18 protein-coding genes are annotated in these 17395 nt (G+C 59.7%); 15 read left to right on the top strand and 3 right to left on the bottom strand.

The features are described from left to right. The first annotated feature begins 78 nt into the window (after positions 1–78). The 13 genes from KW846_RS06815 (at position 79) to KW846_RS06875 (ending at position 13692) form a co-directional block, all read left to right on the top strand. Complete coding sequence (locus tag KW846_RS06815) at positions 79–441, top strand: response regulator (RefSeq protein WP_218481725.1); 363 nt, start codon at positions 79–81, stop codon at positions 439–441. 74 nt (positions 442–515) lie between these two features. Then, on the top strand, positions 516–1808 hold the full coding sequence (locus tag KW846_RS06820) for a glycosyltransferase (protein ID WP_218481726.1): 1293 nt from the start codon (positions 516–518) through the stop codon (positions 1806–1808). 118 nt (positions 1809–1926) lie between these two features. Beyond that, positions 1927–2793 (top strand): phospholipase, encoded by an 867-nt coding sequence (locus tag KW846_RS06825; RefSeq protein ID WP_218481727.1) that lies wholly within the window; start codon positions 1927–1929, stop codon positions 2791–2793. A 73-nt stretch (positions 2794–2866) separates the two neighbouring features. After that, complete coding sequence (locus KW846_RS06830) at positions 2867–3772, top strand: AraC family transcriptional regulator (protein WP_033047396.1); 906 nt, start codon at positions 2867–2869, stop codon at positions 3770–3772. A gap of 306 nt (positions 3773–4078) precedes the next feature. Next, complete coding sequence (locus tag KW846_RS06835; RefSeq protein ID WP_218481728.1) at positions 4079–5389, top strand: sugar ABC transporter substrate-binding protein; 1311 nt, start codon at positions 4079–4081, stop codon at positions 5387–5389. Positions 5390–5567: 178 nt separating this feature from the next. Continuing rightward, on the top strand, positions 5568–6494 hold the full coding sequence (locus tag KW846_RS06840) for a carbohydrate ABC transporter permease (protein ID WP_033047392.1): 927 nt from the start codon (positions 5568–5570) through the stop codon (positions 6492–6494). An 8-nt stretch (positions 6495–6502) separates the two neighbouring features. Further along, on the top strand, positions 6503–7333 hold the full coding sequence (locus KW846_RS06845; RefSeq protein WP_007970567.1) for a carbohydrate ABC transporter permease: 831 nt from the start codon (positions 6503–6505) through the stop codon (positions 7331–7333). Positions 7334–7464: 131 nt separating this feature from the next. After that, complete coding sequence (locus KW846_RS06850; RefSeq protein WP_218481729.1) at positions 7465–8568, top strand: ABC transporter ATP-binding protein; 1104 nt, start codon at positions 7465–7467, stop codon at positions 8566–8568. Between the two features lie 16 nt (positions 8569–8584). Next, positions 8585–10057, top strand: coding sequence for a mannitol dehydrogenase family protein (locus KW846_RS06855; protein ID WP_218481730.1), 1473 nt, complete (start codon positions 8585–8587; stop codon positions 10055–10057). A gap of 137 nt (positions 10058–10194) precedes the next feature. Then, a complete protein-coding gene (xylB, locus tag KW846_RS06860; protein ID WP_218481731.1) occupies positions 10195–11691 on the top strand; it encodes a xylulokinase in 1497 nt (498 codons plus the stop codon). 13 nt (positions 11692–11704) lie between these two features. Continuing rightward, positions 11705–12649, top strand: coding sequence for a carbohydrate kinase (locus tag KW846_RS06865; RefSeq protein WP_218481968.1), 945 nt, complete (start codon positions 11705–11707; stop codon positions 12647–12649). A gap of 289 nt (positions 12650–12938) precedes the next feature. Further along, positions 12939–13205, top strand: coding sequence for a DUF2790 domain-containing protein (locus KW846_RS06870; protein ID WP_007970017.1), 267 nt, complete (start codon positions 12939–12941; stop codon positions 13203–13205). A 91-nt stretch (positions 13206–13296) separates the two neighbouring features. Then, complete coding sequence (locus tag KW846_RS06875) at positions 13297–13692, top strand: hypothetical protein (RefSeq protein WP_007970019.1); 396 nt, start codon at positions 13297–13299, stop codon at positions 13690–13692. On the opposite strand, the gene KW846_RS06880 is transcribed toward KW846_RS06875, so the two are convergent. Further along, the gene (locus KW846_RS06880) at positions 13689–13955 is read right to left on the bottom strand and encodes a DUF1652 domain-containing protein (RefSeq protein ID WP_007970021.1); all 267 of its coding nucleotides are present in this window, start codon (positions 13953–13955) and stop codon (positions 13689–13691) included. The two genes, KW846_RS06875 and KW846_RS06880, sit on opposite strands and share 4 nt — an antisense overlap. Positions 13956–14237: 282 nt before the next feature. On the opposite strand from KW846_RS06880, the gene eco reads away from it, so the two are divergent. Next, on the top strand, positions 14238–14720 hold the full coding sequence (eco, locus tag KW846_RS06885; RefSeq protein ID WP_218478500.1) for a serine protease inhibitor ecotin: 483 nt from the start codon (positions 14238–14240) through the stop codon (positions 14718–14720). A gap of 21 nt (positions 14721–14741) precedes the next feature. Here the strand turns inward: eco and ilvA are convergent, their stop codons facing one another. Beyond that, a complete protein-coding gene (gene ilvA, locus KW846_RS06890) occupies positions 14742–15755 on the bottom strand; it encodes a threonine ammonia-lyase, biosynthetic (protein ID WP_218481732.1) in 1014 nt (337 codons plus the stop codon). Between the two features lie 246 nt (positions 15756–16001). Between ilvA and KW846_RS06895 the strand changes: the two genes are divergently transcribed. Next, on the top strand, positions 16002–16337 hold the full coding sequence (locus KW846_RS06895; RefSeq protein WP_218481733.1) for a DUF2834 domain-containing protein: 336 nt from the start codon (positions 16002–16004) through the stop codon (positions 16335–16337). A gap of 134 nt (positions 16338–16471) precedes the next feature. Here the strand turns inward: KW846_RS06895 and KW846_RS06900 are convergent, their stop codons facing one another. Further along, positions 16472–17395, bottom strand: a complete 924-nt coding sequence (locus KW846_RS06900; protein ID WP_104447215.1) for a magnesium transporter CorA family protein — start codon at positions 17393–17395, stop codon at positions 16472–16474.

Genomic DNA, 17395 nt, shown 5'->3' on the forward strand with positions numbered 1-17395 from the left:
CTGGATCTGCCACTTACTGATGCAAGAGGCCGGTGATTTCCAGCGTCCGGCAATGCCAATCTTTTCAGGAAGTCCACTATGTCATCCGCCAACGCCTACACCATCCTCGTCGTCGAAGACGATGCCATCGTGCGCATGCTGATTGTCGACGTACTGGAGGAACTGGAGTTCGAGGTGCTGGAAGCCGATGGCAGCGAACAGGCGCTGGAGATGCTCAGGGACTCGAACCAACACATTGACCTGATGATGACGGATGTCGGTCTGCCGATCATGGATGGTCGCGAGCTGGCCACCCTCGCCCGCACGATACGCCCCGACCTGCCCATCCTGTTTGCCAGCGGTTATGCCGAAAGCATCGAGGTGCCCGCCGACATGCACGTGATCGGCAAACCCTTCTCCATTGATCAGTTGCGCGACAAGGTCAAAAGCATTCTCGAGTGACCTGGCGATCCACTGTGGTTTAATGCGCGCCTTTTTCGTCCCTGCCCTGTCTTCGCTTCAAGGAAATTCCGTACATGATTGAGCCCCGCGCAACCAAAGTCCTGGTCATTGGTTACGTCTGGCCCGAGCCCCGCTCTTCTGCGGCCAGCGGGCATGTCATGCAGATTCTCGAGGTTTTCCTGCAGCAAGGCTGGGATATCACCTTCAGCAGCCCGGCAGGTTTCGGCGAACAGCGCGCAGACCTGACGGCGCTGGGTATTCGTGAAGTGCCCATCGAGCTGAACAACAGCAGTTTCGACACCTTCATCAGTGAACTGGCGCCGGACATCGTGTTGTTCGATCAATTCATGATGGAGGAACAGTTCGGGTGGCGGGTCGAGAAGTATTGTCCCGGCGCTTTACGCGTACTGGAAAGTTGCGACTTGCAAAGCCTCAGGCAGGGTCGGCATCAACGCCTCAAGGAGCGCTTGAAGGCCAGTCAGGACAACAATGACTTCAGCGGCCTGTTCGCCCCGGCGTCGCGTGAAGAGTTTGAACACATGGCCAATACCGATCTGGCCAAGCGTGAGATCGCGTCGTTTTATCGTTGTGATTTGACGCTGATGGTTTCCGAAGTGGAAATCGAATTGCTGGTCGAGCAGTTCAGAATTCCGCGCAACTTGCTGCACTGGTGCCCATTGATGGTCGACCTGCCGACCCGTGCGCCGGTAGCGTACGAAGACCGGGCACACTTTCTTCATATCGGCAATTTTCGCCATGCGCCCAACTGGGATGCGGTGCTCTGGTTGAAAACCGCTATCTGGCCGCTGATTCGTGAGCAGTTGCCCGGTGCCCAATTGCATATCTATGGTGCCTATACACCACCCAAGGCGACCGCCCTGCATAACCCGGCCCAGGGTTTTCATGTGATGAACTGGGCGCAGGACGCCCTGCAGGTCATGTCGTCGACACGGGTCTGTATGGCGCCTCTGCGTTTTGGCGCGGGAATCAAAGGCAAGATTGTCGATGCGATGCTCTGTGGCACACCGAATGTGACAACGCCCGTCGGTGCGGAAGCGATGCATGGCGAACACGCGTGGCCCGGTGCAGTGACCCGTTCGGCACGGGAGTTCGCCGATCAGGCCGTGCAACTGCACAACGACAAGACGCGCTGGCTCGAAGCCCAGGCGCACGGGCAAACCCTGCTTGCCAGTCGCTACCGCAAATCCGTTCATGGCCCGGCCTTGATCCAGCGGCTGGTCGATTGTCAACGGGATCTGGCCAACATCAGGCGAGACAACTTTACCGGCAGCATGCTGCGTCATCATCAGCACAAGAGCACTCAATACATGGCGCAATGGATAGAGGCGAAAAACAGCCAGCAATAACAATATCCCGAAACACTGACAACTTGTGCAGTGCCTGACTTGCGACCAAGAATAAATCGCCCGACATCAAACCTGATAGTCGGGCGTTTTTTATTCTTAATTAGCAACGGACTGCACGATGACAAATACTTACCCCTACAAAAACTGGATGTCGGCGACTTCTTCCATTGACAAGTTAACCCTCCCGGAACTGGTCTGGCCCGGCGCCCATAATGCGGGAGTGGATTATGACTTCTCTTACCCGATCCACGTTCAACCCGTCAGTCACTGGTTCGTCTGCCAGGATGGACCCTTTATCCAGCAGCTCAACGAGGGTGTCCGGGTACTGGACTTGCGATTCCATTCAGACGAGCACTGGCTGGGAGTCAGGAAGTTCCATACGTTTCACGGCTTCAAGCTGCTCAGGGGGCGATCGTTGAGTGAGTTGTTCAAGAGCCTGGACTTTTTCCTCAATGAAAACCCGGATGAGTTCGTCGTGCTGGATATGCGCGAACTCAAAGGCCTTGATGAAAAGAGTTTCGACTACACAGGCTTTGATGAGGCCATCATGAGTGAACTGGGCAGGCGATTGATTCCGCGAGAAAACCGTTATTTGACACTGGGCGCACTAAAGAAAATAAATCCCCTGCAAAGAATCGTACTTGCCGCCGATTGGCATCCGGACTTCAACTCTCCCCTCTATTGGCCAAAAATCCCGGTTGAGTGGAGTGGCAACGACTTTACTTCTCCCGAAGAGTTAAGGCAGTACATTGAAAGAACACTGAATAATCCGCCCGACGAAAGCGCGCTCTGGTCGTTATCCGCTACCAGTTATGGAGAACTGGCCGGTGTAAAACGAATCACCCGGGAATTGAACGAGTGGTTTGCTCCGGACACTGGATGGACACAGAAGTGCAGCATCATCAGTGCCGACTTTATTGGAGCGACACAACTGGTCAGCTATTGCCGGGAAATCAACCTTTCCAGGGGACAGAACAAGAAGTAAGGCCGGGGAACTGGAACTGTCCTGGGCGGGGGTGCATGATTGGCGCCTGAAAAACAACAAGACCACCCTGGACATGACCCGCACCGCCAGAGTCACCGATCCCTCCTATGAGTTGATGGACGACCACAATGGTTTGTCCATCATCTACCGCCAGCACGGTTTTCCCTGCCCGCTGGTGCGCTGGCATTTCCACAAGGAATACGAGCTGCACCTGATCGTCGCCAGTTCCGGCAAGGTGTTCATTGGCGATTACATCGGCAACTTCTATCCGCAATCCCTGTTCCTGACGGGCCCCAACCTGCCCCACAACTGGATCAGCCAGGTGGCCGAGGACGAAGTGGTGCCCAAGCGCGACATGCTGGTCAACTTCACCGACGAGTTGTTCGACAGCGGCTATCAAGTGTTCGCCGAGCTCAAGACACTGGCACCCTTGCTGGAGCGCGCGCAGTACGGCATCGAGTTTCGCGGCAAGCACACTATCGCCAAGGCGATGGATCTGATGCAGCGCATCGCCGACACCAGTGGTGCGACCCGTCTCGGGCACTTTTTCATTCTGCTGGAGTTGCTCGCGGCCACCGACGACTACCAATTGCTCTCCGGCGCCACGACGCCGCAACTGGCCGACGAGAACAACGTCGATCGCACCAACCGCGCGGTGGATTACATCTTCGCCCATTACGCCCGGGAATTGCCGCTGGAAGAGGTCGCCGAACATCTGGGCATGAAGCCCACGTATTTCAGCCGCGTATTCAAGCAGGCCACCGGGCGCAATTTCATCGAATTCGTCAATCGCCTGCGCATCAGCAAGTCCTGCGAGTTGCTGGCCGATGGCGATAAACCGGTCACGGACGTGTGCTTCGAATCCGGTTTCAACAACATTTCCAACTTCAACCGGCGCTTCCAGCAGCTCAAGGGCATGACGCCTTCGCATTACCGGCGGCTGGTGGTGCAGCGTCTTACCGAGCAAAACCTCGGGTAAAAATCAAAAGATCGCAACCTTCGGCAGCTCCTACACCCTCCTGTAGGAGCTGCCGAAGGCTGCGATCTTTTGCTTTTAAATCCATAAAACCTGTACAGATTCAATTCCACCCCATTGCTGAAAAGCCCTTCCCTGCGTCTACAGTCATAAATACCAGTGCAAAAAAGTATCAGTTGAAGTGCGATGGATGATTTGTCTCGCCCTCCAATGAAGGTTGTAATCCGTGCACATTCTTCCTGCCTTCGGAAGACACAAAAACAATAACTGTCCTTCTGTATCCCGCCGGGTGCAGAAAAGGAGTGCACGATGCAACCTTCGGTAAAAGCCCTGCTTGCCCTCACCTGCATGACCCTCAGCAGCGTCAGCCTTGGCGCCCAGACCCTGACCATCGCCACCGTCAACAACAGCGACATGATCCGCATGCAAAAGCTCTCGAAAACCTTCGAGGCCGAGCACCCGGACATCAAGCTCAATTGGGTGGTGCTCGAGGAAAACGTCCTGCGCCAGCGCCTGACCACCGACATCGCCACCCAGGGCGGGCAATTCGACGTGCTGACCATCGGCATGTACGAAGCGGCACTCTGGGGCGCCAAGGGCTGGCTGGAGCCGATGAAGGATTTGCCGGGCAGCTATGCCCTGGAAGACGTGTTCCCGTCGGTGCGCGAAGGCCTGTCGGTCAAAGGCTCGCTGTACGCCCTGCCGTTCTACGCCGAAAGCTCGATCACCTATTACCGCACCGACCTGTTCAAGGACGCCGGCCTGAGCATGCCCGAGCGCCCGACCTGGGAACAGATCGGTGAGTTCGCCGCCAAATTCAACAAACCAGACCAGGAACAGTACGGTATCTGCCTGCGGGGCAAGGCCGGCTGGGGCGAGAACATGGCGCTGATCACCACCGTCGCCAACGCCTATGGCGCGCGCTGGTTCGACGAAAAGTGGCAGCCGCAATTCAACGGGCCCGAGTGGAAGAATGCGCTGAACTTCTACGTCGATACCATGAAAAAATCCGGCCCGCCTGGTGCATCGAGCAACGGTTTCAACGAAAACCTGGCGCTGTTCAACAGCGGCAAATGCGCGATCTGGGTCGATGCCAGCGTCGCCGGCTCGTTCGTCACCGACAAGGCCCAGAGCAAGGTCGCCGATCACGTCGGTTTCACCTATGCGCCGCATCAGGTCACTGACAAGGGCTCGGCCTGGTTGTATTCCTGGGCGCTGGCCATTCCGACCAGTTCCAAGGCCAAGGACGCGGCGAAAACCTTCAGCGCCTGGGCCACCTCCCGGGAATACAGTGCACTGGTCGCGGAAAAAGACGGCATCGCCAACGTGCCGCCGGGCACGCGGGCCTCGACCTACAGCGAGGCCTACATGAGTGCCGCGCCGTTCGCCAGGGTTACGCTGGAATCACTCAAGGCCGCGGACCCGGGCAAGCCGACGCTGAAACCGGTGCCTTACATCGGCATCCAGTTGGTGACCATTCCCGAGTTCCAGGGCATTGGTACTCAGGTCGGCAAATCCTTCTCGGCGGCGCTGATCGGCCAGACCACGGTCGACCAGGCATTGGCGGCGGCCCAGCAAACCACCGAGCGCGAGATGAAGCGCGCCGGGTATCCCAAGTAACCCCGTCACCCATGTGGGAGCGGGCTTGTGTGGCGAGGGGGCTTGCCCCCGTTCGGCTGCGAAGCAGTCGCAAAGCTTGGGGCCGCTTCGCGACCCAACGGGGGCAAGCCCCCTCGCCACACAAGCCCGCTCCCACAGTTGATTTTCATCTGCCCGTACTCGACTGGTTCTGATCACCATGAATACATCAACTGCCAAAGCTCACATGGACATTGCCCTACCCCTGCGCAAAAGCCGCGTGGCCAATCCCGGCTGGTTTCTGGTCAGCCCTTCGGTGGCACTGCTGCTGTTGTGGATGATCGTGCCGCTGGGCATGACCCTCTACTTCTCGACGATTCGCTACAACCTGCTCGACCCCGGCGAGAACGCGTTCGTCGGGCTGGAGAACTTCACCTACTTCCTCACCGATTCAGGCTTCCTGCCCGGCGCCACCAACACCCTGTTGCTGGTGGGCAGCGTGCTGTTGATCAGCGTGGTGTTCGGTGTACTGATCAGTGCACTGCTGGAGGCCAGTGAGTTTTTCGGTCGCGGCATCGTGCGGGTCATGCTGATCTCGCCGTTTTTCATCATGCCCACGGTCGGCGCGCTGATCTGGAAGAACCTGATTTTCCACCCGGTGTCGGGGATTCTCGCCTACGTCTGGAAACTGTTCGGCGCACAACCGGTGGACTGGCTGGCGCACTACCCGCTGCTGTCGATCATCATCATTGTCTCGTGGCAATGGCTGCCGTTCGCCATCCTGATCCTGATGACCGCGATGCAGTCCCTCGACCAGGAACAGAAAGAGGCCGCACGCCTGGACGGTGCCGGCCCCATCGCGATCTTCTGGCACCTGACCCTGCCGCACCTGGCAAGACCGATTGCGGTGGTGGTGATGATCGAAACCATCTTCCTGCTCTCGGTGTTCGCCGAAATCTTCACCACCACCAACGGCGGCCCCGGCTACGCCTCGACCAACCTCGCCTACCTGATCTACAACCAGGCGCTGGTGCAGTTCGACGTCGGCATGGCCTCGGCGGGCGGCTTGATCGCGGTGGTCATTGCCAACATCGCGGCGATCATTCTGGTGCGGATGATCGGCAAAAACCTGACCGACAAAGCCTGAGGCCTGCCATGACTCTTCAACAATCCCGTCGTTTGCAAAGCCTGTTGCTCGGTACGTTGGCCTGGGCCATTGCGATCCTGATCTTCTTCCCGATCTTCTGGATGGTACTGACCAGCTTCAAGACCGAAATCGAGGCCTTCGCCACGCCGCCACAGTTCATCTTCACGCCGACGCTGGAGAACTACCTGCACATCAACGAGCGCAGCGACTATTTCAGCTTCGCCTGGAACTCGGTGGTGATTTCCTTCAGCGCCACGGCCCTGTGCCTGCTGATCGCGGTGCCGGCGGCCTACTCGATGGCGTTCTACGAAACCCGGCGCACCAAAGGCACGCTGCTGTGGATGCTCTCGACCAAGATGCTACCGCCGGTGGGCGTGCTGATGCCGATCTACCTGCTGGCCAAGAGTTTCGGCCTGCTCGACACGCGGATCGCGCTGATCGTCATCTACACGCTGATCAACCTGCCGATCGTGGTCTGGATGATTTACACCTACTTCAAGGACATCCCCAGGGACATCCTCGAAGCCGCACGGCTGGACGGCGCAACGCTGGTCCAGGAGATGCTCCGGGTATTGCTGCCGATCGCCAAGGGTGGCCTGGCGTCCACGGTGCTGCTGTCGCTGATCCTGTGCTGGAACGAGGCCTTCTGGTCGCTGAATCTGACCTCGTCGAAAGCCGCGCCACTGACCGCCTTGATTGCCTCCTACTCAAGCCCCGAAGGGCTGTTCTGGGCCAAGTTGTCGGCGGTCTCGACCCTGGCCTGCGCGCCGATCCTGATCTTCGGCTGGATCAGCCAGAAACAGTTGGTCCGCGGCCTGTCGTTCGGCGCCGTGAAATGAATCAAAAGCAAAAGATCGCAGCCTTCGGCAGCTCCTACAGGGCAGTCGCGTTGCCTGGGGGCTCTGTGTAGGAGCTGCCGCAGGCTGCGATCTTTTGATCTTAAAAAAATAACAACCGGAGGCCCATCACCATGGCCAACCTGAAAATCAAGAATCTGCAAAAAGGCTTCGAAGGTTTTTCCATCATCAAGGGCATCGACCTTGAAGTGAACGACAAGGAATTCGTGGTCTTCGTCGGCCCGTCGGGCTGCGGCAAATCCACGCTGCTGCGCCTGATCGCCGGGCTCGAAGAAGTCAGCGGCGGCACCATCGAACTCGATGGCCGCGACATCACCGAAGTGAGCCCGGCCAAGCGCGACCTGGCGATGGTGTTCCAGACCTACGCCCTGTACCCGCACATGAGCGTACGCAAGAACATGTCATTCGCCCTTGACCTTGCCGGCGTGGCCAAAGCCGAAGTGGAGAAAAAGGTCAGCGAAGCGGCGCGCATCCTCGAACTGGGGCCGATGCTGGAGCGCAAGCCCAAGCAATTGTCCGGCGGCCAGCGCCAGCGCGTGGCGATTGGCCGGGCCATCGTGCGCAACCCGAAAATCTTCCTGTTCGACGAACCGCTGTCCAACCTCGACGCGGCCCTGCGGGTGCAGATGCGCCTGGAATTGCTGCGCCTGCACAAAGACCTGCAAGCGACGATGATCTACGTCACCCACGACCAGGTCGAAGCCATGACCATGGCCGACAAAGTTGTTGTGCTCAACGGCGGCAAGATCGAGCAAGTCGGCTCGCCGCTGGATCTCTATCACCAGCCCGCCAACCTGTTCGTCGCCGGTTTCCTCGGCACGCCGAAAATGGGCTTCCTCAAGGGCAAGGTCACCCGCGTCGACAGCCGGGGCTGCGAGGTGCAACTGGACGCCGGACCCCGCATCAGGCTCGCTCTGAGCGGCGCCAATCTGAGCGTCGGCAGCGCAGTGACCCTGGGCATTCGCCCGGAACACCTGGAACTGGCCAAACCCGGCGATTGCACCTTGCAGGTCACCGCCGATGTCAGCGAACGCCTGGGCAGCGACACGTTCTGCCACGTCCGGACTTCCTCCGGCGAAGCCCTGACCATGCGCGTTCGCGGCGACCTGGCCAGCCGCTACGGCGAAACCCTGAGCCTGCACCTGGACGCGCAACACTGCCATTTATTCGATGCCGACGGTGTGGCGTTGACCCGCCCATTGCGCGTTGCCGCCTGATCCCAGAGAGACTGTGATGAAACTCAATAAACAGAACCTCAACCGCCTCGCCCCCGGAGTGGCCCTGCCCGCCTACGCGCTGGGCGATACCCGTCAAGGCATTGCGCACATCGGCGTCGGCGGTTTCCATCGCGCCCACCAGGCGTTTTACACCGATGCGCTGATGAACACCGGTGAAGGCCTGGACTGGGCCATTTGTGGCGTCGGCCTGCGTGCCGAGGACCGTCGCGCCCGTGACGATCTCAAGGATCAGGACTACCTGTTCACCCTGTTCGAGCTCGGCGATGGCGACGACACCGAAGTGCGGGTGATCGGGGCCATCCGCGACATGCTGCTGGCCGAAGACGACACCCGGGCGCTGATCGACAAACTGGCCAGTCCCGAGATCCGCATCGTCTCGCTGACCATCACCGAGGGCGGTTATTGCATTGACGACAGCACCGGTGAGTTCATGGCGCACTTGCCGCAGATCCGGCATGACCTCGCGCACCCCGACACGCCAACGACCGTGTTCGGCTTGCTCTGTGCCGCACTGGCCAGGCGCCGCGCCGCCGGCACAGCAGCCTTCACCCTGATGTCCTGCGATAACCTGCCGCACAATGGCGCCGTCACCCGCAAGGCCCTGCTGGCCTTCGCCGCCTTGCACGACATCCCACTGCGCGACTGGATCGACACCCACGTCAGTTTCCCCAACGCCATGGTCGACCGCATCACGCCGATGACCAGCACCTCGCACCGCTTGCAACTGGCGGACCAGCATGGGGTAGACGATGCCTGGCCGGTGGTCTGCGAACCCTTTGTGCAATGGGTGCTGGAAGACAAGTTCGTCAACGGTCGCCCGGCCTGGGAAAAGGTCGGCGTGCAGTTCACCGACGACGTCACGCCGTACGAAGACATGAAGATCAAGCTGCTCAACGGCAGCCATCTGGCGCTGACCTACCTGGGATTCCTCAAGGGTTACCGTTTCGTCCACGAGACCATGAACGATCCGTTGTTCGTACGCTACATGCGCGCCTACATGGATCTGGACGTGACGCCGCAACTGGCCCCGGTGCCGGGAATCGACCTGACCGAGTACAAGAACACCCTGGTGGCGCGTTTCTCCAATCAGGCGATTGCCGACCAGCTTGAGCGGGTGTGTTCGGACGGCTCTTCGAAGCTTCCGAAATTCACCGTGCCGACCATCAACCGCCTGATCGCCGATGGCCGCGAAACCAAACGCGCGGCGTTGGTGGTGGCGGCGTGGGCCTTGTACCTGAAGGGCGTGGACGAACATGGCGACACGTACAGCATTCCCGATCCTCGTGCCGGGTTCTGCCAGTCGCTGGTGGCCGATGACGTGCTGATTACCCAGCGCTTACTCGCGGTCGAGGAGATCTTTGGTACAGCGATACCCTGCTCGGCTGAGTTTGTCGCGGCGTTCGAGTGGTGCTGCAACAGTTTGCGTGAGGTGGGGGTGTCGCGGACGCTGGAGCGGGTGTTGGCGTAAGTCCTGCGGCGGAGCTGCTGCCGTCTTCGCGAGCAAGCCCGCTCCCACCCTTGAAATGCATTCCCCTGTGGGAGCGGGCTTGCTCGCGAAGGCGGCCTGACAGGCGACATCCATGTTAAATGATCCAAGGATCCACTATGCCAAACCAACAACTCTTCCTCGGCATCGACTGCGGTACCCAGGGCACCAAGGCCATCATCCTCGACTCGGTCAGTGGTGAAGTGCTCGGCCAGGGCGCGGCCAGTCATAGCCTGATCAGCGCGGCCAATGGCCGCCGCGAACAAGACACCCATCAGTGGCTGGAAGCCTTCGCCACGGCCACCCGCCGCGCGTTGCTCGCGGCCAGGGTCGATGGTCAGTCGATCCTCGGCATTGGCGTGTCCGGCCAGCAGCATGGCCTGGTGCTGCTCGACGATCAGGGCCAGGTGCTGCGTCCGGCCAAGCTCTGGTGCGACACCGAGACCACGCCGGAGAATGATCGTCTCCTGGCCCACCTCGGCGGCGTAAAGGCTTCGCTGGATCGCCTCGGCGTGGTCATCGCGCCGGGCTATACCGTATCCAAGCTGCTCTGGACCAAAGAGCAGCATCCCGAAGTGTTTTCCCGAATCGCCCATATCCTGCTGCCCCACGACTACCTTAACCATTGGCTCACCGGCCGTAGTTGCAGCGAATACGGTGATGCCTCGGGCACCGGGTATTTCAATGTGCGTACCCGGCAGTGGGATGTGCAGTTGTTGTGCGACATCGACCCCAGCGGACGCCTGCAAGCCGCGCTGCCCGAGCTGATCGATGCGCACCAGGCGGTCGGCACGATCCTGCCGGGGATTGCCGGGCACCTGGGCATCAATCCGCGGGCACAGGTCTCCAGTGGCGGCGGCGACAACATGATGGGGGCCATCGGCACCGGCAATATCCAGCCCGGCGCAATCACCATGAGCCTCGGCTCGTCAGGCACGGTGTACGCCTATGCCGACCGGCCGAACGTTGCCCTGGATGCCGCAGTCGCCACGTTCTGTTCTTCCAGTGGCGGCTGGCTGCCATTGATCTGCACCATGAACCTGACCAATGCCACCGGCCTGGTTCGCGACCTGCTGGACCTCGACATCGATCAGTTCAACGCACTGGTTGCCAAAGCGCCCATCGGTGCCGAAGGCGTGAGCATGTTGCCGTTCTTCAACGGCGAGCGGGTGCCCGCCCTGCCCCATGCCAGCGGCAGCCTGTCGGGCCTGACCATGATCAACCTGACCCGGGCCAACCTGTGCCGCGCGGTCGTCGAAGGCACGACATTCGGTTTGCGTTACGGACTGGACCTGCTACGCCACAATGGCTTACAAAGCCGCAGCATCCGGCTGATCGGTGGTGGTTCGAAAAGCGCGGTGTGGCGGCAGATCGTCGCAGATACCATGAATACCCCCGTGATCTGCACTGAACAAAGCGAGGCCGCGGCCCTGGGTGCGGCGATCCAGGCGGCCTGGTGCGAATCCCGGGCGACAGGGAACGAACTCAGCCTGGCGGACTTGTGCGAGCGCTGCGTGAAGCTCGACCCGGCCAGCGAAACCCTGCCGGTCGCCGACAATGTACGAGCCAGTCAGCAGGCTTATGAACGCTATCGACAACATGTCGCAACCCTTTGAAGAGTGGACAACTATGTACCTGGTGTGTGGCGAAGCGCTGTTCGATTTTTTCAGTGAAGACGACGCCGGCGGTTTGGCGTCCAAAGTCAATTTCAAAGCCATCGCCGGTGGCTCGCCGTTCAACGTGGCCGTGGGATTGCGCCGGTTGGGCGTGGATTCGGCGCTATTGGCCGGGTTGTCCACCGACTACCTGGGCCGGCGTCTGTTGCAGGTGCTGCAGGGTGAAGGTGTGCGCCAGGACTTCCTGCTGGATTTCGCCGCGCCGACCACCTTGGCGATGGTCGCCGTGGGCGCCAATGGCTCGCCGCAATACAGCTTCCGTGGCGAAGGCTGCGCCGATCGACAGTTGCAGCCGGAGCACCTGCCGACACTCGGGCCTGAAGTGCGCGGCCTGCATATCGGCTCGTTTTCCCTGGTGGTACAGCCGATTGCCGACACCCTGTTGGCATTGGTGCACCGGGAAAGCGGCAAACGCCTGATCAGCCTCGACCCGAACGTGCGCCTGAACCCGGAACCGGACATTGAACGGTGGCGTAAACGGATCGCAACCCTGGTGGAATTGGCCGACCTGATCAAGGTCAGCGACGAGGACCTGCATCTTTTGTACCCAGGCCAGGATCCGGCACAAGTGATCGAGGGCTGGATGCAGCATCGCTGCCAGTTGGCGTTCCTGACCCGGGGCGGCGAAGGCGCGACCGTGTTCAGCCGGGTTCACGGCTCGTGGTCGGCTCCGGCCTGCGCGGTAAAAATCGCCGACACCGTGGGCGCAGGCGATACCTTTCAAGCGGCGTTGATTGCCTGGTTGACCGAGCAGCAACTGGATTCGGTGGAGGGTGTAAAGCAGCTTGGCCGCGAGCAGATTGACGGCATGCTGAAGTTCGCGGTGCAGGCGGCGGCGTTGACGTGCAGCAAGACCGGACCGGATCTGCCTTATCGGGAGCAGTTGGATCTGCGCTGAATTCGAGGTCCTCTTCGCGAGCAGGCTCGCTCCCACAGGGTTGCGGGGCGTTCATGACATTTGTGTCGACGCTTGGGCAATGTGCGAGCGAGCCTGCTCGCGATGGTCTTAACTGATACACAGGATCGCGCCTTCGCGACAGGCGGCGTTCAGCCGGGTTAACCCTCGTTTAACCGTGCGATCCAACACTTCACTGGACCGCACGCCCTCAGACTGTTCTGACGCCCGGTGCGGCAGGTTCGACAGGCCACACATCGAACTGACTTCCCGTACGCACTGGAGATCGCTGATGAACGCTCGCATCTTGCTGGTTACCGCCACCCTCGCCTGCACCGCGTTTGCCGGTCTGGCCCAGGCCAATGACACCACGACCGCTCAGGCCGTGCCCTACCACTACGGCATGCCATTGCATGTCAGCAAAGTGATTTCACTAACCGAGCCGGACACCCTGGATTGCAAAGTGGTGAAGGCCGACATGAAGTACATCGATGAAACGGGGAAACCCGCAGAAATCACCTACCGTAAACTTTCCGACGCCTGCGAGAACCAAGGCTGACCGAAACGTCTGATTTGATACTTGGCGGTGTTCCTTTGAGGGCGGCGGCGCTATGCTCTAGCGCCTCCCTCACTGCCCGCAAGGATTGGCCATGCAGTTTTCGTTTCGCACGTTGTCGATGTTTACCGCCGCCTTATGCCTTTTGCTGAGCCTGGTCTGGGGGTTGGCACCGCAATGGCTACTGTCGATCTGGGGTATCGAGTTTTCATTCGTGGCCGGATTGGTCGCGCGCCGCACCGCCGTGCTGTTCGCAGCGTTTAGCGTGATCTCTTACCTGGTTCGCAACGCCCCCCCTTGCGCAACCCGCCATGCGCTGAGCCTCGGCTTCGTCGTCGGCTGCTGGGGATTGGCCGTGCTGGGTTTTGCCGAATGGCTCGCCGGCCATGTCGGGCCGGGCATGTTGCTGGCTGTCGGGCTTGAACTGGCGCTGGGCCTGGCGTTCTTCCAGACCCGGCGCGTGTCGGTGGAACTCGAAATTGCAAGTTAAAGCGCTTTGCCCAGCATCGAGTGTGGCTCGACTTCTACATGAAGCTGCCTGGAACGCAGTTGGGCAATCAACTCGTTTATTTCCCGACAACCATTGAGTCCGGAGGCATCGATGCCGGTGACCATCAGATCGAGCTGATCGGTTTGCCCGTCGGCATAGATCTTCACGGTCATCGACAGATCCGGTGACAACGTGCATTCGCAGCGCTTGGGCAAAAAGCTGCTTTCGATGATATTGCGTAGTTCCAAGGCAGAAAGAAACATGGCGACCCTCTCCTTTTGTGAGACTGCCAATAACGATCAATGCTCGCTCATATAAAAGCGTGGCAAGCTTCAAGGACAGCTACAGCATAAAACATGCCCCGAATTTCGCTGCGCAGCTCATCGGCAAATCAAGGGTTTAGGCCTGTCACCTGTAAAAGCTGCCGTGCAGTTTGCATTATACGCCCCTCACATCTCTGCAATTTGCACGTTGGACGCCGCGGGTTTGCATTCGCCGCACATGACAGTGAAAATGCCGCCCTTCACTTCAAGCAAGGAGGCATCATGAGTTCTTTGACCGTTAACGCTTGCGCAGCGCTGTTCGCACTGGGGCTTGCCAATACGGCGCACGCCGCCAAACTCGAAGACACCGCGCCCTATCCGAAAGCCGAGAGCGGTTTTACCCGCCAGGTGATTCACCTCGCGCCACAGCCCCGGGAAGACGACTTCCAGGTCGAGATCCTGGCCGGTAAAACCATGACCGTGGACTGCAACCGCCCGCGTCTGGGCGGCATTCTCGAAGAGAAAAACCTCGAGGGTTGGGGCTACCCCTTCTATCGCCTGGAAAAAGTCATTGGCCCGATGAGTACGCTGATGGCCTGCCCGGACGGCACCAGCAAACAGGATTTTGTACCGGTGGTCGGTGACGGCTTCCTGCTGCGTTACAACAGCAAGCTGCCGCTCGTGCTGTACGTGCCCAAGGACATCGAAGTGCGCTACCGAATCTGGTCGGCGTCGAACAAGGTCGAGAAGGCCATTCGGGAATAACCCGGCCGGCCTGCACCAGGGTCATGCCGGCGCGCCGCTCAACGCGGCGCGCTCGGCCACATACCCCAGGCTGTCAAAGTTGATGTTGGCACCGGAGTCGATGGCGACCAGGGTCTGCCCGTGGGCCCCGCTGCGTGCCACGTACTGCTTGATTCCGGCCACGGCCAGCGCACCGGAAGGTTCGGTGATCGAGCGGGTATCGTCGTAGATATTCTTGATGGCGGCGCAAAGCTCGTCATTGCTGACCGTCACCACCTCATCAACGCAAAACCGGCAGACCTCAAAACCGTAAGCGCCGATCTGCGCCACCGCCACCCCATCGGCAAAGGTACCGACCTTGGGCAGGATGACTCGCTCACCGGCCAGCAACGCGGCTTGCAGGCACGCTGAATGCTCCGATTCGACGCCAACGATACGTACCTGCGGCCGCAGGTATTTGATGTAAGCGGCGATGCCGGCGATTAGCCCACCACCACCCACTGGCACGAAGATCGCATCCAGCGGACCTTGATGCTGACGCAGGATTTCCATGGCCACCGTGCCTTGGCCTGCGATCACATCCGGATCGTCAAAGGGCGAAACAAAGGTGCCACCGCTTTCCCCGGCCAACGCCAGTGCATGGGCTAGTGCAAACGGAAAACTTTCGCCATGCAATACCGCACCGGCGCCCCGACTGCGGACCCCGATCACCTTCAATTGCGGCGTCGTGCAAGGCATTACGATGGTGGCGCTGATCCCCAACTCCCGCGCTGCCAGCGCCACACCCTGGGCATGATTACCGGCAGAAGCCGTGATCACGCCGCGAGCCTTTTGCATATCGTTCAGTTGCACCAGCTTGTTGTAGGCGCCGCGGATCTTGAAGGAAAAGGTCGGTTGCAGGTCTTCGCGCTTGAGCAGGATCTGGTTGCCCAGCGCCTCAGACAAGGCCGGTGCCGCTTGCAACGGCGTGCGCACCGCCAGTTCATACACCGGCGCGGCAAGGATTTTTTTGACGTAGCGCTCAAGCAGGGCTTGCTGGTCGGTTGTAAAACTCATGGTCGTCTCCTGACATTGATCGGGCCCGGGAGACAGAAAGTAAAAACCCGCCTCGAGGGCGGGTTGGGTGCTGCAGTCGTGAGCTAGCCCGCCAAATGAGGAATGGCGGTAATAATGCTTGGCTGGCAGCGCAGTACGGTGGAAGTCATGGCTCGAAATTAGCCGGGCGTTGATGGCAAGTCAATGGCAAATTTGTGCAGATCCCTCTAGGCTGCCGATTCCAGTCATTGCCCAAGGAAGGAACACATGAATGCCATTGCCTTGCCCCTTATCGCCCTGTTCGCCTTTGCCGGCTATACCCTTTCGGTGATGCTCCGGGCCGAACAATCGCTGATCGACTTCGGCATCAGCCTGATGTCACGTCCCGATACTGCGCAAGTGGTGATCGATCTGTACTTGCTGGCGACGCTGGCGGGTATCTGGATGTACCGGGATGCACGCAAGCGCGGGCTGTCGGCGGTTGCGGTGGTGCCTTATCTATTGATCACCGCTGTGTTTGTGTCGGTTGGGCCGTTGTTGTATCTGGTGGTACGCGGGGTTCAGGATCGCCGAAAATTGCCTGCTACGACTCGACAGTTGTAGAAGCCTTGAAATTGCTTTCGCGAGCAAGCCCGCTCCCACACGGGTCTTGCGCCCACTGAAATCCCCTGTGGGAGCGGGCTTGCTCGCGAAGGGGTCGTCAGATTCGACATCTTCATTTGCCTGATTCACCGCCATCACTTCGCCAACCGCTTGAGCCCCACCACCATCGCCCCCGCCCCGATCATCATCGTCGACAGCAGCAAGGGGTAGGAAACCCACCACGGCGTTCCAGCCGTCATCATGCTGAACTCGGACATGCCGCCGATGCTCGCAATCAGGTTCAAGGGCAAAAACACCACGTTGATCAACGTCAGCTTGCGCAGCAGGTTGTTCATGCTGTTGTTCATCAGGTTGCCCCGGGCGTCGATAAGGCCGGAGAACACCGTTGAATAGATTTCCGCCTGCTTGTAACACTGGTTGTTTTCGATGATCAGGTCATCGATCAGGCTGATGGCCTCGGCGTTGAAGCCCTGCTTTTGCGCATGATTGCGTAGTCGGTTCAGCACAGCGCCATTGCTGTGAATCGCATTGATGTAATAGATCAGGCTTTCGCTGAGGTTGAACATCTGGATCAGATGCTGGTTCTGCATCGAGGCGTTGAATTTCTGCTGCAATTCCCGGGCGATCAACTTGATCACCTTCAAGTGCCCCAGATAGTGGTGGATGTTGTTGAACAGCAGATCCAGCAGGACATCCAGTGGCGTGTCGAGCGCCTGGCGCTTGCCGAGCCCGTTGAGCGGTGCGTCATCGGTGGCGATCACCAGCAAGCGCCCCGGAGAAAACAGCAGGCCACAGGACGACACCTGAAACCCCAGGTTGTCGGCGCCGGAGTAACTGTCCGGACGCTTCCAGATGAGGAACAGGTTGTCGGGATGGAACTCGATGCGTGACACCTCGTCAGGGTCCAGCGCCGAGGCCAAGGCGTGTTCGTCGAGTTTGAAATGACTGTGCAGCAGGTCGCGCTCGGCCGCATCGGGATGACTGAACAGCATCACCTCGGCGTCCAGTCGCTCGACGGCCTGCAGCGTTCCACCGCTCAACTGAAAACTCTTGATCAT

Origin of the sequence: Pseudomonas sp. PDM32 (genome assembly GCF_019219225.1) — a bacterium.
Lineage (GTDB): Bacteria > Pseudomonadota > Gammaproteobacteria > Pseudomonadales > Pseudomonadaceae > Aquipseudomonas > Aquipseudomonas laurylsulfatiphila.

What these genes read in the sequence shown, in the direction of transcription:
- KW846_RS06835 (WP_218481728.1), top strand. Translation starts at nt 4,079, where the DNA reads ATGCAACCTTCGGTAAAAGCCCTGCTTGCCCTCACCTGCATGACCCTC.
- KW846_RS06820 (WP_218481726.1), top strand. Translation starts at nt 516, where the DNA reads ATGATTGAGCCCCGCGCAACCAAAGTCCTGGTCATTGGTTACGTCTGG.
- xylB (WP_218481731.1), top strand. Translation starts at nt 10,195, where the DNA reads ATGCCAAACCAACAACTCTTCCTCGGCATCGACTGCGGTACCCAGGGC.
- ilvA (WP_218481732.1), bottom strand. Translation starts at nt 15,755, where the DNA reads ATGAGTTTTACAACCGACCAGCAAGCCCTGCTTGAGCGCTACGTCAAA.
- KW846_RS06865 (WP_218481968.1), top strand. Translation starts at nt 11,705, where the DNA reads ATGTACCTGGTGTGTGGCGAAGCGCTGTTCGATTTTTTCAGTGAAGAC.
- KW846_RS06845 (WP_007970567.1), top strand. Translation starts at nt 6,503, where the DNA reads ATGACTCTTCAACAATCCCGTCGTTTGCAAAGCCTGTTGCTCGGTACG.
- KW846_RS06850 (WP_218481729.1), top strand. Translation starts at nt 7,465, where the DNA reads ATGGCCAACCTGAAAATCAAGAATCTGCAAAAAGGCTTCGAAGGTTTT.
- eco (WP_218478500.1), top strand. Translation starts at nt 14,238, where the DNA reads ATGAGTTCTTTGACCGTTAACGCTTGCGCAGCGCTGTTCGCACTGGGG.
- KW846_RS06855 (WP_218481730.1), top strand. Translation starts at nt 8,585, where the DNA reads ATGAAACTCAATAAACAGAACCTCAACCGCCTCGCCCCCGGAGTGGCC.
- KW846_RS06875 (WP_007970019.1), top strand. Translation starts at nt 13,297, where the DNA reads ATGCAGTTTTCGTTTCGCACGTTGTCGATGTTTACCGCCGCCTTATGC.
- KW846_RS06825 (WP_218481727.1), top strand. Translation starts at nt 1,927, where the DNA reads ATGACAAATACTTACCCCTACAAAAACTGGATGTCGGCGACTTCTTCC.
- KW846_RS06840 (WP_033047392.1), top strand. Translation starts at nt 5,568, where the DNA reads ATGAATACATCAACTGCCAAAGCTCACATGGACATTGCCCTACCCCTG.
- KW846_RS06880 (WP_007970021.1), bottom strand. Translation starts at nt 13,955, where the DNA reads ATGTTTCTTTCTGCCTTGGAACTACGCAATATCATCGAAAGCAGCTTT.
- KW846_RS06830 (WP_033047396.1), top strand. Translation starts at nt 2,867, where the DNA reads ATGACCCGCACCGCCAGAGTCACCGATCCCTCCTATGAGTTGATGGAC.
- KW846_RS06900 (WP_104447215.1), bottom strand. Translation starts at nt 17,395, where the DNA reads ATGATCAAGAGTTTTCAGTTGAGCGGTGGAACGCTGCAGGCCGTCGAG.
- KW846_RS06815 (WP_218481725.1), top strand. Translation starts at nt 79, where the DNA reads ATGTCATCCGCCAACGCCTACACCATCCTCGTCGTCGAAGACGATGCC.
- KW846_RS06895 (WP_218481733.1), top strand. Translation starts at nt 16,002, where the DNA reads ATGAATGCCATTGCCTTGCCCCTTATCGCCCTGTTCGCCTTTGCCGGC.
- KW846_RS06870 (WP_007970017.1), top strand. Translation starts at nt 12,939, where the DNA reads ATGAACGCTCGCATCTTGCTGGTTACCGCCACCCTCGCCTGCACCGCG.